This window comes from Rhodococcus sp. BL-253-APC-6A1W, from assembly GCF_012843405.1.
GTDB lineage: Bacteria > Actinomycetota > Actinomycetes > Mycobacteriales > Mycobacteriaceae > Rhodococcus.
Map to the genome: position 1 here is coordinate 75,726 of NZ_JABAFB010000005.1, position 14,724 is coordinate 90,449.

Below are 14,724 nucleotides of genomic sequence, written 5' to 3' on the forward strand. Positions count from 1 at the left end.
GCGCTCGCGCACCTACACCTGGGACGATCCGGCGCCCACCGCTGCCGCCAATCGTGACATGCACGGCCTCGACTTCCTGCGCGGCATGATCGACGGTTCCATCCCGCAGCATCCGACGTCGCGGACCCTCGGTTTCGCCGTCACCGACGCCCGCGAGGGGTTCGTCGAGGTGTGCATCGAACCTCAGGAGTTCCACGCCAACGCCGTCGGCAGCGTGCACGGCGGCGTGCTCGCGGCGATGTTCGACACCGCCATGGGACTGAGCGTGTCGAGCACGCTCGAGGCCGGAGTGGGGTACACGACGTTGGACCTGCAGGTCCGGTACATAAGGCCGATCCAGCCCGGACAGTCCGCCGTGCGTGTCCACGGGTTCTGCGAGTACACCGGGCGTCGCACCGCGACCGCGCGGGGCGAGGCGCGCGACGCGGACGGCCGACTGATCGCCACCGCGTCCTCGACCTGCCTGGTTCTGCGCTGAACCCGACGCGTCAGGGTTGGAGCGCCTCGGTTCGTCGCGCCCGCAGCTCGAAGGGTCGACATCGAGGCGCCCTGCGCCGACGATCGGTGTACCCGCCGCGTAGGAGGACGACATGCATGCCAGGCGCATCACCACCAACCTTCATGTATCCGACGTCGAATCGGCCAAGGATTTCTACCGCGACTACCTGGGGTTGAGTACCGAAGAGTTCGACATGGGCTGGGTGGCCCGCTACACCGATCCCGACAGCGGAGCGCACGTCCAGCTCGTCAGCGGTGACGCCACCGCACCGGAGGATGCGGTGATGTCCGTCCACACGGACGACGTCGATGCCGCATACGACGAAGCCCGGCAGGCCGGCTACGAGATCGTCCACCCTCTCACCACCGAGGAGTGGGGTGTGCGCCGATTCCTGGTCCGGGCACCGGATGGCAACGTGATCAACGTCGTGCGTCACCGCGACTGAGTGCGCGTCACCACACCGTCGACGAGTGAGCCCGAGCAGCTCAGACGACGGGCTCGAGCACCTCGCGTCCGACGAAGGGCACCAGCGCCGCCGGCACCTTCACCGAGCCGTCGGCCTGCTGGTGGTTCTCGAGCAGCGCGACGAGCCAGCGCGTGGTCGCGAGCGTTCCGTTGAGGGTCGCCGCGATCTGCGGCTTGCCGTTCTCGTCGCGATACCGGACGTTGAGCCGGCGGCCCTGGAAGGTCGTGCAGTTGGACGTCGACGTGAGCTCGCGGTAGCGCTCCTGCGTGGGCACCCAGGCTTCGCAGTCGAACTTCCGGGCCGCCGACGATCCGAGGTCGCCACCGGCGATGTCGATGATCCGGTAGGGCACGTCGATCGAGGCGAGCATCTCGCGCTCCCACGACAGCAGACGCTGATGCTCGGCAGCGGCGTCCTCCGGCTTGCAGTAGACGAACATCTCGACCTTGTCGAACTGGTGCACGCGGATGATGCCGCGCGTGTCCTTGCCGTAACTGCCGGCCTCGCGGCGGAAGCACGACGACCAGCCCGCGTACCGCTTCGGGCCCTTCTCCAGGTCCAGGATCTCGCCCGAGTGGTAGCCCGCGAGCGGAACCTCGGACGTACCGACCAGGTACAGATCGTCCTCTTCCAGGTGGTACACCTCGTCGGCGTGCTGCCCGAGGAACCCGGTGCCCTGCATGACCTCGGGACGCACGAGCACCGGCGGGATCATCATGGTGAAGCCGTTCGCGGTGGCCTTCTGCGCGGCGAGCTGCAGCAGGCCGAGCTGCAGCAGCGCGCCGTAGCCGGTGAGGAAGTAGAACCGCGCACCCGACACCTTGGCTCCGCGTTCCATGTCGATCAGCCCGAGCGACTCACCGAGCGCGAGGTGATCCTTGGGCTCGAAGTCGAAGGTGGGCAGCTCACCGACGGTCTCGAGGGTGATGAAATCGTCCTCGCCACCGGCGGGGGCGCCCTCCACGACGTTGGAGATCGCGAGGTGTGCGCGCTCCCGCGTCTGCTCGGCGGCGTTCTGCTCGACCTCGAGTTCCTTGACCTTGGCGGCCAGTTCCTTCGCTCCCTCGAGAAGCGCGGCGCGCTCCTCCGGGGCGGCTTGGCCGACCTTCTTACCCAGAGCCTTCTGTTCGGCTCGCGCGTTGTCGCCGGCGAGGACAGCCGCCCGGCGCGCCGCATCGGCCTCGAGCAGGGTATCGACGAGGCCCGGATCTTCGCCTCGGGTGCGCTGCGATTCACGCACGACATCGGGATTCTCGCGGAGGAACTTGAGGTCGATCACGACTGGAAGCCTACCGCTGCCACAGTTCCAGATACTCCTCGCGCCCGAACATCTTGGCCGTATCGATTGCGGTGGGATGCCCGAGCTGTGGATCGGCACCGGCTTCGGACAGAACCCGGACGACGTCGTCGGCTCCCTTGAACACGGCACCCGCCAGCGGCGACTGGCCCTTGTCGTTGAGGCGATCGAGATCTGCACCCCGCTCGGCGAGCACCCGTACCGCATCCGCATGACCGTGGTACGCCGCGAGCATGACCAGCGTGTCGCCGGAACCGTTGGTGAGGTTCGCCGGCGCCCCCGCGTCCACATACTCGGCAAGGGTTGCGGCATCGCCGGCGCGCGCCGCGTCGAACATAAGCTGGGCGATCTCGAGAATTCGCGGATCTATAGGCTCATCGGTCATGATCCGACGCTACCGCCGGCCGCACGAACGGGCATGATGGAACGTGATGGCCGAAGAATCTGAGCAGCAGCCCCACCGACGCCCGCCTTCCGCGAGGCTGACCCGACGCGCGCTGATATTCGTCGCCGTGGGCGCTGTGCTCGCGGCGGTCGCGACGTTCGTCGTGGCGGGTTTCGAGGGTTCCACCGACGGAACCACCGACAACGGCCGGAGCGTGGCGACCACGGGCGCGGTGGCGGGCGAAGCGTTCGGCACCGCCTCGACGGGTGACTGCCTCACCTGGACCGCTCTCGATGCCGGCGATCTCACCAAGGTCGACTGCGAGCAGAGGCACCTGTTCGAGGTGGTCGCCGACATCGATCTGAGCACGTTCCCGGGTGCCGAGTGGGGGCCGGGTTCCCGATTCCCGTCGGTGATGCGGTTCACCGCCCTGCGCGACGAACTGTGTGTCCCGGCGGCGATGGACTATCTCGAGAGCCGATTCGATCCGGTCGGCAAGTTCAGCGTCGGTCTGATCAATCCCGGCGAGGCCGGATGGGCCGCCGGAGAACGAACGCTGCGGTGCGGTCTGCAGTTCTCGTCGACGACGGGCAATCTCCTCCCCATCGAGGGACGGGTGGCAGAGCAGGACCAGTCGCGGGCGTGGGACACCGGAGTGTGCATCGGCATCAACAACGGCATCCCGGCCGACCCCGTCGACTGCGCGAAACCGCACGCGTTCGAGGTCGTCGCCACCGTCGATCTGTCGTCGCAGTTCCCCGAAGGTCTCCCCAGCATCGAAGACCAGGACAGGTACCTTGAGGAGACGTGCACGCGACTGGTCGGCGAATACCTGGGCGACCCGCAGGCGCTCCGCAACAAGACGCTGACGTTGTTCTGGGACAACCTCGGGTACGACAGCTGGCTCGCAGGCAGCCGTAAGGTCAACTGCTCGATCGGCAAGCAGGTCGAAGGCGGCGGATTCGCATCCATCACGGGATCGGCGAAGGGTGACATCCTCATCGACGGCCAGCCGCCGGTGGCGCCGGAACCGCTGCCCGAGGGCAGGTCGCTGCCGAGTCCGCTGCCCGGCGCCGTTCCCCTCCCGGGTCAGTGATGGGCGTACACATGAGCGACGAGCATTTCGAGGAGCTCGTCTCGGAGGCGCTCGACGAGATCCCGGCCGAACTGGCGCGCGCGATCGACAACGTCGTGGTGCTCGTCGAACCGCGCCACGACGAGGAACCGGATCTGCTGGGTCTGTATCAGGGGATCGCGCTCACCGAGCGCGACAGTCATTACGCGGGCTCGTTACCGGACACGATTTCGATCTACCGGGACGCCATTCTCGATATCTGCCGGACGGACGACGACGTCGTCCACGAAGTGCTGGTGACGGTGGTCCACGAGATCGCGCACTACTTCGGCATCGAAGAAGAGCGCCTCCACCAGCTGGGCTGGGGGTAGGCGCTCTCCGGCCGGTCCGACGGGCTGGTTACTCGGCGCGGTGTGCGTCGGCCTTGACCAGGCTCGGGTTCTTGGCCTTGCGCTGCATGAAATGCGGGTTGATCGTCGAGATCACGAGCAGGATCAGGGTGCCGACGGTCACGACAGCGATCGAAAGCACGACGACGATCATGCCGAAGAGTTCAAACATCCCGGTTACCTCCACTTTCGATGTCACGACGAGGCACGCGACACGCGCCGCCCCGTCGTACCTTAGCCTCTGCCGCTGCGCCGCCGGGGACCGGCACCCGGGCGCACCCCACCCGGAGCGGAATCACGAACAGTCACTGTTGACCGTTTAGTCGGCGGACTCTACGCTCGGACCCACCCCACCGAGAGGCGAACCCACGTGACGCATCCCGCCCGCCCGGCAGTGATCGACCGATGGCATCACCTGATCGAGACGAACGACCTCGACGCGCTGGATGTACTCGTCGCCGACGACGCCGTGTTCCTGTCGCCCGCCGTGTTCACCCCGCAGGAAGGCAAGGCCAAGACGGTCGCGTACCTCCGGGCGGCGCTCACCGTGTTCGGTGGCGACACCGGGTTCCACTACGTCGGCGAGTGGTACGGCCCGAACTCCGCGGTGCTCGAATTCGTCGCCGATCTCGACGACGTACACGTCAACGGCGTGGATCTGATCGAGTGGGACGACCGGGACCGGATCGTCGGGTTCAAAGTCATGATCCGCCCCGTCAAGGGCCTGCAGGCGCTGATCCCCCGCATGGCGGCACAACTAGAGCAAGCCTGACCACTCACCCTCGAGGAGTTACGTATATGAGTCTGCCGCCGATTCTGAAGGATCGCCTGCGCCTGCCCGTCGTGGCATCGCCGATGTTCATCGTGTCCAACCCCGATCTCGTGATCGCACAATGCATTTCGGGTGTTGTCGGGTCGTTCCCGTCGCTCAACGCCCGCCCGCACTCGCAACTGCGCGAGTGGCTGACCCGGATCACCGACGAACTCGCCCGGTACGACGCCGACAATCCCGAGACACCGTCCGCGCCGTACGCGGTGAACCTCATTGTGCACCGGTCCAACGACCGCCTCGAAGAAGACCTCGCGACGATCGTCGAGTTCCAGGTGCCGCTGGTCATCACCTCGCTCGGGGCACGCACCGACGTCAACGACGCGATCCACTCGTACGGCGGCATCGTCCTGCACGACGTCATCGACAACCGGTACGCGAAGAAAGCCGTCGAGAAGGGCGCCGACGGCTTGATCGCGGTCGCCACCGGCGCCGGCGGACATGCGGGCACGCAGTCTCCGTTCGCTCTCGTCCAGGAGATCCGCACCTGGTTCGACGGTCCGCTGCTGCTGTCCGGCGCGATCGCGCACGGCAATTCCATTCTCGCCGCGCAGGCTGCCGGTGCGGATCTCGCGTACATCGGGTCGGCGTTCATCGCGACGACGGAGGCACACGCCCAGGACGAGTACAAGCAGATGCTCGTCGACTCGTCGGCCTCCGACATCGTCTACACGAACCTGTTCAGCGGCGTGCACGCCAACTACCTCCGGGGCAGCATCAGCCGCGCGGGCATGGACCCCGACAACCTCGCCACCTCGGATCCGTCCGCGATGAACCTGGGTGACGACAAGACCGAACCCGGCGGCACCGCGAAGGCGTGGCGCGACATCTGGGGTGCGGGTCAGGGCATCGCCGTCATCGACCGGATCGCTCCCACCGCTCGCGTCGTCGAGCGACTCGCCGACGAATACGCCGCGGCCCGCAAGCGGCTGTCGCTCTGACGACCCTCCGGGTTCGTCCGGCACACACGACAGCGTGGCATGCCCAGGCATGCCACGCTGTCGTCGTCTGTGGGGTGCGACTCAGAGAGTCGTGTACTGCGTGAGCTTCGGCGCTCCGGCCAGGAGCGGACCGAGATCGGTGATGGCGCCCTCGCCCGCGCGGAACTTGCGGTAGGCGGCGTCGTGCTCGGCCGAACGCCACTTCTCCACGACGACCCAGCGGGCCTCGTTCGTCCGGTCCACCAGAATCTCGATTCCGTCGCAACCGTCGAACTCGCGGGTCTCGCCGAGCACCCGGCTCATCACCGCTTTGGCGTCGTCGAGCGCGTCGGCCTTGAATTCGAGTTCGAGCAGGGCGGTGAGCGCCATGAAGAGTCCTTCCGTGCAAACGTGTGCAGTGCCGTACTGGTGCCGCTCACATTTCCCGATTCACGAGAACGGCGCAATACCGTTCCGGAAATGACACTTCCCTCCGGGGCGCACAGTCTGTCAGCGCGCGATCGCCGGGAGGACGAAATGCTCGAGCAAAGGTGCGAGATCGCCGGGCAACGGGTGGAGCGCCGGGTCGAGCCAGCGCATCTCCTCGATCTCCGCCGCGCTGCCCGTGATGCCGACGAACGGGTGCTCGAACACCGTCCCCTCGATTTTCCAGCCCGGTTCGTTGGCCGCATCCGCCAGAAACACCCCGATCCGTCGCAGCGAACCGAGGTCGAGCACCGCCCCGACTTCTTCCGCACACTCACGCACCGCAGCCTCGGCTGCCGACTCACCGGGTTCGGGCTTTCCACCGGGAAGCATGAACCGGGACGTGTTGCGCTTGCGTACCGTCAGCACCTGCCCGTCGGCGTCGCGGAGCACGACCGCGCTGACACGGATGAGTTTTTCGGGGGAATCGGACACCCGCCCATCCTAGGAACCACGAGACCGAAGCCGCCCGCGGCACACGCACCGCGGTGGGAACTATCGGGCGGCGAGGACGGAACGGGCGTCGCCGAGGGACTCGGCCGATGAGATCGGGACGTTGCTCCGGTCTGTCCGAGTAACGCCCGGCCCACTTCCTGCTTGTGCGGGCTTTGCTTCCGGAAAGCGGACGGGCACGAAGCTTGTCGAGAAGGAGCCGAGACCATGGGACACACGCAGCAACGTCATGAGGGTCGTCGACGCCGAGATTGTCGAGGCTGCCGGCTGTTCGAAAACCGTGGCGGCAGTCGCCGCGTCGGAAAGCTGAGCGGCAGATGACCACCGTCGGTGCCAACGGGGTCGATCTGGGTGTCGAGTCCTTCGGTGACCCCGATGCGCCACTCGTCCTGCTCGTCGGCGGGACGACGATGCTCTCCTGGCCCGATGGACTGTGTGAGCACCTCGCCGCGGGCGGACGTCGCGTCGTGCGGTACGACCTGCGTGACAGCGGTCAGTCGACGACGGCGGACCCGGAGACACCCAACTACACCCTGCGTGACCTCGCGGCCGACGCGGCCGCCCTCGCCGACGCGCTCGGCGGCAGGCCTGCGCACCTTGCGGGAATCGGGGTCGGCGGGATGGTCGCCCAGCTCGCTGTGCTCGAGCACCCCCGCGCGTTCCGGGCACTCACCTTGGTGGGTACCCGCGCGGTCGCGCCCGGCAAGTGCGACCCCGACCTCCCCGACCACGACCAGGCGACGATGAATCGACTGTTCGCGCTTCCGATGCCCGACTGGACCGACCGAAACGCGGTGGCGGAGTTCGCCGCTGCCGGCGCGGAGATCCTCGGCGACGCCCCCGTCACCGCACGCGCGACCGCCGCGCGCATCTGGGACCGGACACCAGGCACAACTCCCGCGATCCAGATGGCCAACCAGCTCGGAACGGTCTTTTCCACGCTCGACTGCACACCCCGCTGGCGCGAGCGCCTTTCCCGGATCCATGTCCCCACGCTGGTCGTACACGGCCGGCGGGACCCGTTCTTTCCTCTCGGCAACGGCGAGGCCATCGCGCGCGAGATTCCGGGAGCACAGTTGCTGGTGCTCGACGACGCTGCCACAGCGGTCCCCGAAGCGGCGGTCGAGGAGGTCGCCGAAGCGATGCTCTCGCTGACCTCGGACTCACGCCGACCATGATCGCCAGCGCAGCCGAGCGATCGTGATCACCGGTCCCGGTGGTCGTGTCGACCGGTACTGCGGATATTTGCGCACCAGGGCATCGAGGCCGGTGGCGCCCGCATCGGTGTCCGCGGCGTGGACCGTGGCGATGCCGTCGATGCGAATCCACCACAGCTGTGACCAGTCGTCGCTGTAATGGTCGACGAGCACACTCACGCGGGGGTTCGCCGCGATGTCTGCGAGGCGACGCAGCCGCCGGGTGGTCTTCGGCTTGTCGTCGACGCAGGTGTGAATCGCATCGCCGTCGAGGGCGAACACGATCGGGACCAGGTGCGGTTCGCCGGACCCGTCTGCGGTGGCCAGGCGGGCCACCCGGGCTTCGGTGACGCGGCGGCGGACGTCCATGTGCCTCACCGTAGCCCGGCCGAGCCGGTATGCCGGTCCTTCGATCGACTCGGCCGGGCTGCGGATCAGAACATGCTGTAGCCGCCGTCGATCACCGTCGCGCTTCCGGTCTGGAACGCCGATGCGTCGCTCGCGAGGTACACGGCGATACCCTCGAAATCCTCCGGCCGCCCCCAGCGACCCAAGGGCACGCGGGAGATGACGTTGCGGTTGAACACGTCCGAGTCCTGCAGCGGCCCGGTCATATCGGTCGCGATCCAGCCCGGCAGCACACTGTTGACCCGGATGCCGTAGCGCGCGAGTTCGACGGCGCACCCGTTGGCGAGCGCGAGCACCGCGGCCTTGCTCGCGCCGTACGCCTGGTTGCGTCCTGCACCCTGCAACGCTCCCAGGCTCGACGTCACGATCACCGACCCGCCGGTACCTTGATCCACCAGCACCTTCGACGTCTCCCGCAACGTGAAGTACGCACCGTCGGCGTTGGTGCCCATCACTTTCCGGTACTGCTCCGTCGACGACTCGTGGAACTTCTGCAGTGCCGCACCGATTCCGGCGTTGACGACCACCGTGTCCAGCCCACCGAATTCGCCGACGACGGATGCGACACCGTCGACCACCCGTGCTCGTCGGACACGTCGACCGACCGCGTCGTCACGCGGACACCGAAGCCGCTCAGTTCGTCGGCCGCGCGTCCGAGTTTGGCGGTGTCTCGTCCCCAGAGCGCGATGTCTGCGCCGGCACGTGCGAGACCCCGCGCCATACCGAGGCCGAGCCCGGCGGAACCGCCCGTCACCAGCGCCCGTGTGCCTGTCAGGTCGAACATCGAGATCCTCCCGGCGGGTTCTTCCGCGAGGTTCAGCGCGGCGCCATGCGGATGGCTCCGTCGAGACGGATGACCTCACCGTTGAGCATCGGGTTGGACACGATGTGCGCCGCGAGAGCGCCGTACTCGGAGGGGTCACCGAGGCGCGCGGGATGCGGAACCTGCTGTCCGAGAGACGCTTGCGCCTCCTCCGGCAGAGAGCCGAGCAACGGGGTCTTGAACAGGCCGGGTGCGATGGTGACGACGCGGATGAGGAGCGAGGCGAGGTCGCGTGCGATCGGCAGGGTCATGCCGACGACGCCGCCCTTAGATGCCGAGTAGGCGGCCTGGCCGATCTGGCCGTCGAATGCCGCGACGGAGGCGGTGTTGATGATGACGCCGCGCTCCCCGTCGACCGGTTCCGTCTTGGCGATGCGCTCGGCGGCGAGGCGGATCACGTTGAACGTGCCGAAGAGGTTGACGTCCACGACTTTCTTGAAGGCGTCGAGCGGGAACGCACCCTTCTTGCTCACCGTCTTCATGGCGTTGCCGATCCCGGCGCAGTTGACCGCGACGCGCAGGGGGCCGAGCGATTCGGCGAGGTCGAGCGCCTCCGTGACCGCGGCCTCGTCGGTGACGTCTGCCGCCGCGAAGCGGACCCGGTCGCCGAGTTCTTTGGCGACGGTCTCGCCGTTGGAGGACGGCAGGTCGATGATGACGACCTGGGCGCCGTCGGCGAGCAGAGCCTTGACGGTGGCGAGGCCGAGCCCGGAGGCACCACCGGTGACGACGGCGACGCTGTCGTTGACGATCATGAAAAGCCTTTCACTGTGGGGATTTCGGACGAGAGATTCGGTACGGCGGTGGGTCAGAGACGTTCGATCACGGTCGCGTTGGCCATGCCCGCGCCCTCGCACATGGTCTGCAGGCCGTAGCGGCCGCCGGTCGCCTCGAGGGTGCTGACGAGCGTGCTCAGCAGGCGCGTACCCGACGAGCCGAGTGCGTGACCCAGTGCGATGGCACCGCCCCACGGATTGAGCTTGGCCTCGTCCGCGCCGAACTCCTCGGCCCACATCATCGGGACGGGCGCGAACGCCTCGTTCACCTCGTAGGAGTCGATGTCGTCGATGGACAGGCCCGACTTGGCGAGCACTTTGTGGGTAGCCGGGATGGGCGCCGTGAGCATGAAGAGCGGGTCGTCTCCGGCGACGGCGAACGAGTGGAATCGCGCGCGCGGAGTCAGGCCCAGCTTGGTCGCGGCTTCTTCGCTCATGATCAGAACGGCCGACGCACCGTCCGTGAACGGCGACGAGTTACCGGGGGTGATGAGCCACTGCGCTTCGGGGAATCGTGCGGCGTACTCGTCGGTGCGGAAGGACGGACGCAGCCCGGCAAGTGCCTCGACGGTGGTCGACGCGCGCACGGTTTCGTCGACGCCGTGCACGACCTGCTCGCCGTCTGCGTTCGTGACGGTGATCGGGGCGATCTCCCGGTCGAAGTTTCCTGCCGCGATCGCGGCGGCGGCGCGCTGGTGCGAACGCGCGGAGTAGGCGTCGACGGCGTCGCGGTCGAAACTCCACTTCGCGGCGATGAGTTCCGCCGAGATCCCCTGGTTGACCAGACCTTCCGGATACCGGGCGGCGACGCCGGGGCCGAACGAGTCCTGCCCGATCGAAGACGTGCCCATCGGGAGGCGGCTCATCGACTCGACACCGCACGCGATGACGATGTCGTACGCACCCGCGATGACGCCCTGCGCCGCGAAATGCGCAGCCTGCTGGCTCGATCCGCACTGACGGTCGATGGTGGTGGCCGGAACCGAGTCCGGGAAACCCGCCGACAGCAGTGCCGAGCGCGAGATGTTGAGTGCCTGCTCGCCTACCTGCTGCACGCAACCGCCGATGACGTCGTCGACGAGGACGGGGTCGAGGTTGTTGCGCTCGACGAGCGAACGCAGGACGTGGGCCAGAAGTTCGACGGGATGCGTGCCCGACAGCGCACCACCGGGCTTGCCTTTGCCGACGGCAGTGCGGACCACGTCGACGATGACGGCCTGTGCCATGACGTTCCTTCCGAGGGGTTCGAGCAGGGCCGGCCGGAGTGCGTGGAGTGTGGAGCGCCCCACTCCCAACCGTGTACCTATCGATCGCTAAAGGCTTACCACGGGGTAAGCACGCGGTCAACGAACTCGGTACCCAGCGGACGACACGCAGGTCTGATAGGGAGAGAAGAGGCTTCGCCGCTGCGCGCCGTCACCGCAGGCAGTCGGCCACCACACCGAGGAGAACCGCATGAGCACCGACCCGCCCGGAGTCACCTCGAGCGTCGGCAACGGCATCCTGCGCGTCACGATCGACCGTCCCGCCCGGATGAACGCGGTCGAGACCGACACCCTGGTCGCCGTCGCGGAGGCTTTCGACAGGCACGGCGGCGACCCCACGGTCCGCGCCGCGATCCTGACCGGAAGCGGACGGGCGTTCTGTTCGGGCGCCGACATCTCCGGCCGTGACCTGACCGCTCCTCCCACGCCCGACACCATCGACGCCGCGAACCGGGTCGTCGCGACGATCCTGGATTTTCCGCGACCGGTTGTCGGGGCGGTCAACGGCGTCGCCGCCGGCGTCGGTGTGTCACTCGCACTTGCGTGCGACCTTACGGTCGCGAAGGAATCGACCTACTTCGTGCTCGCGTTCGCCAAGATCGGCCTGATGCCCGACGGTGGTGCGACGGCGCTCGTCGCAGCGTCGGTCGGTCGTGCCCGGGCGCTGCGGATGGCGATGCTCGCCGAGCGACTCCCGGCGCCGGAAGCACTCGCGTCCGGCCTCATCGCCGATGTCTACCCCGACGACGAATTCGACACGGCAGTCGAGGAATTGATAGTCCGGCTCGCAGACGGCCCGTCTGTGGCCCTCGCGTCCACCAAACGGGCGATCAACGACGCGACGCTCACAGAACTCGGCAACGCGTTCGGCCGTGAGCGCGCAGGTCAACTCGATCTGCTCGCCGGCCCGGACTTCGCCGAAGGAGTGTCCGCCTTCCAGGACAAGCGCACCGCGGACTTCCGGCGTCGCGCCTGACCGTCAGAGCGGATCGCGGCGGGCGCCGACCGTCTTGAGGGCGATCGCCACATACTTCTTCGCGACCGCCTCGGGGCTCAGAGTGCCCTCCGCGTGGTACCAGCGCGGGATCGATTGGCACATCCCGAGCAGCGCCCGGGTGGTCTCGGCCGGGTCGTCGACGTCGAAGTCGCCCGTCGCAGCACCCTCCTCGACGATCTCGCGCACCAGGTCTTCGATGCCCTTGCGCACCGCGCGGTACCGCTGACGATTCTCGGGACTGAGATAGCGAGCCTCACCTTCGAGCGCGGCGAGCGCGGACCGCATCGTCATCCGCAGCACGATCGCCTCGATCACGTTCGCCAGTCTGCGCACCGGATCGCCGGCACCCTCCGCGTCGGCGGCGTGCGCTCGGGAGAGCACATCGCTGGTCGACAGCTCGAGCAGGGCGATGAGCAGGCCCTCTTTGTTCTCGTGGTGGTAGTACAGCGCGGGCACGGTCACGCCGACCCGCCGCGCGATCTCACGCACCGACGTCCCGTGGAACCCGGTCTCGTAGAAGGCGTCGAGCGCTGCGGACAGGATGGGGCTGAGGTCGAGCGGCTGCAACGTCCGCCAATCGGAGTGCGCGTTCTCCGCATCCGGCACGACCCGACCCTCGAGCGGGTCGACGGCGTCGTCGGTGGAACCATCCATGTACCGCACCCAACCTACCGATCGTTACTTCATCCGGACGGCTCGACGATACCCGGCGGTTTCGTCCGCGAACGATCGACACCGCGGCACGTCGCTCCGCCGGAGGGACGGGGTGCGCACCTGTATACGAGCAGTGGGCGAGAGCGATATCGATTGCGAGAGTCCGCGTGAACTGCGCGTTCTCAGCCCATCGGGTCGTCGGCGCCGGCGCGGTGGGTGTCGCGGAACGGGCCGGTGAACGTGCCCCACCGCACACACTCCCAGCCCCCGCCCCGCACCGGCACGAGTTCGACGGTCTCGGTGTTGGCCAGATGATTGCTCGTGGCGAACCCGCCCGGCACTTTGCCGAGGTACGCCGCGACGAGACGGATGGCTGCGCCGTGGCTGACGACGACGACCTCCCCCGACCCTTCCTCGAGATGGTCGGCGCGCAATGCGTCGATCACCGGCACGAACCGGTCGAGAACGTCGATCGCCGATTCGCCGCCCGGCACCCGCGTGCGCAGGTCGCCGCTGTGCCACTCCTCGTAGACCTTCATGAACAGGGTGTGCGACTCCTCGTCGCTGCGATCCTCGAGATCACCGACCTGCACCTCGTGCAGGCCGTCGAGGACCGAGGTGTCGAGCCCGACGGCCGGAGAGACCTGCTCCGCGGTCTGCCGCGCCCGGATCGCCCGCGACGCCACGAGAAGCGACGGGCCGCGCTCGACGAGATTGCGGCCGAGGCTCCGTGCCTGCTCGATTCCCAGTTCGGTCAGTTCCGCACCGGGCAATTTGGTGTCGAGACGCCGTGCGACGTTCGCCACCGTCTGGCCGTGCCGGGCCAATATCAACTTTCCGCTCACCGCTGTTCCTCTCCGCGGCGCAGTCGCTCGAGCCACTGCGCATCGTCGTCGTCGGAGACGGGAGGCACCCCGTGCTCGGACACTGCCGGCCACGAACCGAGGAACCGTACCTGCGCGAAACGGTGCAGGGCCTTGAGTGCCTCCGCGACGAGCGCGTCGTCGATATGGCCCACCCAGTCCAGATGGAAGAAGTAGGTCCCGTAATCCATACGGGTGGGGCGTGATTCGATGCGGGTGAGATCGATTCCGCGGGTCGCCAGTTCCGTCATGGCCCGCACCAGCGAACCCGGAACATTCGGCAGTTGCAGGACCACCGACGTGCGATCGCAGCCGGTGCGCTTCGGTACCGGCCCGGGCCGCGAGACGAGCACGAACCGGGTGCGGGCACCTGTGAAGTCCGCGACGCCGTCGGCCAGCACCGCCAGACCGAGCCGATCACCGGCCAGCGCCGTGGCAACCCCCGCGTCGACCTTCCCGGATGCGACATCCTCTGCGGCCCCCGCGTTCGAGGCTGCGGCGACGATCGCGGCGCCCGGCAGATTGTCGGCGATCCACTGCCGCACCTGGGCCGCTGCGACGGGGTACGCACCGATCGTCGCGACATCCTCGCGAGCGACTCCGGGCCGCGCGACCACCGTGAAGGCGACGTCGAGTTCGGTCTCGGCGACGATCTGCAGCCGAGAACCGACGGCGAGTCCGTCCATCGTCGGCGGCACCGAGCCTTCGACCGAACTCTCGATCGGCACGACCGCTCCGTCGACCTCGCCGTCACGCAGCATCTGCAAGGCCGCGGGAGGACTGGCGGCGGAGACCCGCTCGACCGGCGCATCGAAGGCACCGAGTTCCTCGAAACGGGCGAGGGCCATCTCGGTGAAGGTTCCCGACGGGCCGAAATAGGCGATACGTGGCACGCCTACGAGGTTACGCACCCCGAGTCTGCGGATTGCGGTGTCGGGCCGGT

At 67.8% G+C, this 14,724-nt stretch carries 20 protein-coding genes and 1 pseudogene; 8 read left to right on the plus strand and 13 right to left on the minus strand.

What is annotated here, in order from left to right; translation table 11 throughout:
• The first annotated feature begins 58 nt into the window (after positions 1–58).
• Together HF877_RS08790 and HF877_RS08795 are read left to right on the plus strand one after the other, a co-directional pair.
• Positions 59–478, plus strand: coding sequence for a PaaI family thioesterase (locus tag HF877_RS08790; RefSeq protein WP_169621059.1), 420 nt, complete (start codon positions 59–61; stop codon positions 476–478).
• Between the two features lie 112 nt (positions 479–590).
• Complete coding sequence (locus tag HF877_RS08795) at positions 591–944, plus strand: VOC family protein (RefSeq protein WP_169620790.1); 354 nt, start codon at positions 591–593, stop codon at positions 942–944.
• Positions 945–984: 40 nt separating this feature from the next.
• Here the strand turns inward: HF877_RS08795 and serS are convergent, their stop codons facing one another.
• Positions 985–2,244 (minus strand): serine--tRNA ligase, encoded by a 1,260-nt coding sequence (gene serS / locus HF877_RS08800; RefSeq protein WP_169620791.1) that lies wholly within the window; start codon positions 2,242–2,244, stop codon positions 985–987.
• 10 nt (positions 2,245–2,254) lie between these two features.
• Positions 2,255–2,647 (minus strand): ankyrin repeat domain-containing protein, encoded by a 393-nt coding sequence (locus HF877_RS08805; protein ID WP_169620792.1) that lies wholly within the window; start codon positions 2,645–2,647, stop codon positions 2,255–2,257.
• 46 nt (positions 2,648–2,693) lie between these two features.
• Here HF877_RS08805 and HF877_RS08810 point away from each other — a divergent pair, with 46 nt between their 5' ends.
• Together HF877_RS08810 and HF877_RS08815 are read left to right on the plus strand one after the other, a co-directional pair.
• Positions 2,694–3,743 carry a septum formation family protein gene (locus tag HF877_RS08810; RefSeq protein WP_169620793.1) on the plus strand — a complete coding sequence of 350 codons (1,050 nt, stop codon included), beginning with the start codon at positions 2,694–2,696 and terminating at the stop codon, positions 3,741–3,743.
• Positions 3,744–3,754: 11 nt separating this feature from the next.
• Entirely contained in the window at positions 3,755–4,093 is a 339-nt protein-coding gene (locus HF877_RS08815) for a metallopeptidase family protein (protein ID WP_169620794.1), read from the plus strand.
• 28 nt (positions 4,094–4,121) lie between these two features.
• On the opposite strand, the gene HF877_RS08820 is transcribed toward HF877_RS08815, so the two are convergent.
• A complete protein-coding gene (locus tag HF877_RS08820) occupies positions 4,122–4,283 on the minus strand; it encodes a hypothetical protein (protein ID WP_169620795.1) in 162 nt (53 codons plus the stop codon).
• Between the two features lie 198 nt (positions 4,284–4,481).
• On the opposite strand from HF877_RS08820, the gene HF877_RS08825 reads away from it, so the two are divergent.
• Positions 4,482–4,883: a nuclear transport factor 2 family protein gene (locus tag HF877_RS08825; protein ID WP_169620796.1), complete on the plus strand. Its 402-nt coding sequence runs from the start codon at positions 4,482–4,484 to the stop codon at positions 4,881–4,883.
• 26 nt (positions 4,884–4,909) lie between these two features.
• Entirely contained in the window at positions 4,910–5,881 is a 972-nt protein-coding gene (locus HF877_RS08830; protein WP_169620797.1) for a nitronate monooxygenase family protein, read from the plus strand.
• Positions 5,882–5,962: 81 nt separating this feature from the next.
• Here HF877_RS08830 and HF877_RS08835 read toward each other — a convergent pair whose 3' ends face one another.
• Both HF877_RS08835 and HF877_RS08840 read right to left on the minus strand, forming a co-directional pair.
• Positions 5,963–6,250 carry an antibiotic biosynthesis monooxygenase gene (locus tag HF877_RS08835; RefSeq protein ID WP_169620798.1) on the minus strand — a complete coding sequence of 96 codons (288 nt, stop codon included), beginning with the start codon at positions 6,248–6,250 and terminating at the stop codon, positions 5,963–5,965.
• A gap of 120 nt (positions 6,251–6,370) precedes the next feature.
• The gene (locus HF877_RS08840; RefSeq protein ID WP_296550634.1) at positions 6,371–6,781 is read right to left on the minus strand and encodes an NUDIX domain-containing protein; all 411 of its coding nucleotides are present in this window, start codon (positions 6,779–6,781) and stop codon (positions 6,371–6,373) included.
• A gap of 335 nt (positions 6,782–7,116) precedes the next feature.
• On the opposite strand from HF877_RS08840, the gene HF877_RS08845 reads away from it, so the two are divergent.
• Entirely contained in the window at positions 7,117–7,977 is an 861-nt protein-coding gene (locus HF877_RS08845; protein ID WP_169620799.1) for an alpha/beta hydrolase, read from the plus strand.
• Here HF877_RS08845 and HF877_RS08850 read toward each other — a convergent pair.
• The 5 genes and pseudogenes from HF877_RS08850 to HF877_RS08865 all read right to left on the minus strand — a co-directional run bounded on the left by HF877_RS08850 (position 7,963) and on the right by HF877_RS08865 (position 11,228).
• On the minus strand, positions 7,963–8,364 hold the full coding sequence (locus HF877_RS08850) for a TIGR03668 family PPOX class F420-dependent oxidoreductase (RefSeq protein WP_169620800.1): 402 nt from the start codon (positions 8,362–8,364) through the stop codon (positions 7,963–7,965). The genes HF877_RS08845 and HF877_RS08850 overlap by 15 nt on opposite strands.
• A 65-nt stretch (positions 8,365–8,429) precedes the next feature.
• On the minus strand, positions 8,430–8,981 hold the full coding sequence (locus tag HF877_RS08855; RefSeq protein WP_346765096.1) for an SDR family oxidoreductase: 552 nt from the start codon (positions 8,979–8,981) through the stop codon (positions 8,430–8,432).
• A 44-nt stretch (positions 8,982–9,025) separates the two neighbouring features.
• Positions 9,026–9,187: pseudogene (locus HF877_RS21610) on the minus strand (SDR family NAD(P)-dependent oxidoreductase); the annotation flags it as partial.
• Positions 9,188–9,219: 32 nt separating this feature from the next.
• Positions 9,220–9,981: a 3-hydroxyacyl-CoA dehydrogenase gene (locus HF877_RS08860; protein ID WP_169620801.1), complete on the minus strand. Its 762-nt coding sequence runs from the start codon at positions 9,979–9,981 to the stop codon at positions 9,220–9,222.
• Between the two features lie 53 nt (positions 9,982–10,034).
• The gene (locus HF877_RS08865) at positions 10,035–11,228 is read right to left on the minus strand and encodes a thiolase family protein (RefSeq protein WP_169620802.1); all 1,194 of its coding nucleotides are present in this window, start codon (positions 11,226–11,228) and stop codon (positions 10,035–10,037) included.
• 229 nt (positions 11,229–11,457) lie between these two features.
• On the opposite strand from HF877_RS08865, the gene HF877_RS08870 reads away from it, so the two are divergent.
• A complete protein-coding gene (locus tag HF877_RS08870; protein WP_169620803.1) occupies positions 11,458–12,243 on the plus strand; it encodes an enoyl-CoA hydratase in 786 nt (261 codons plus the stop codon).
• A gap of 3 nt (positions 12,244–12,246) precedes the next feature.
• On the opposite strand, the gene HF877_RS08875 is transcribed toward HF877_RS08870, so the two are convergent.
• From HF877_RS08875 to pheA, 3 genes are all read right to left on the minus strand, one after another.
• Entirely contained in the window at positions 12,247–12,918 is a 672-nt protein-coding gene (locus HF877_RS08875; RefSeq protein WP_169620804.1) for a TetR/AcrR family transcriptional regulator, read from the minus strand.
• Positions 12,919–13,100: 182 nt separating this feature from the next.
• Positions 13,101–13,763, minus strand: a complete 663-nt coding sequence (locus HF877_RS08880) for a histidine phosphatase family protein (RefSeq protein WP_169620805.1) — start codon at positions 13,761–13,763, stop codon at positions 13,101–13,103.
• Entirely contained in the window at positions 13,760–14,674 is a 915-nt protein-coding gene (pheA, locus tag HF877_RS08885; RefSeq protein ID WP_169620806.1) for a prephenate dehydratase, read from the minus strand. The genes HF877_RS08880 and pheA overlap by 4 nt, the downstream gene beginning before the upstream one ends.
• Positions 14,675–14,724 lie beyond the last annotated feature (50 nt).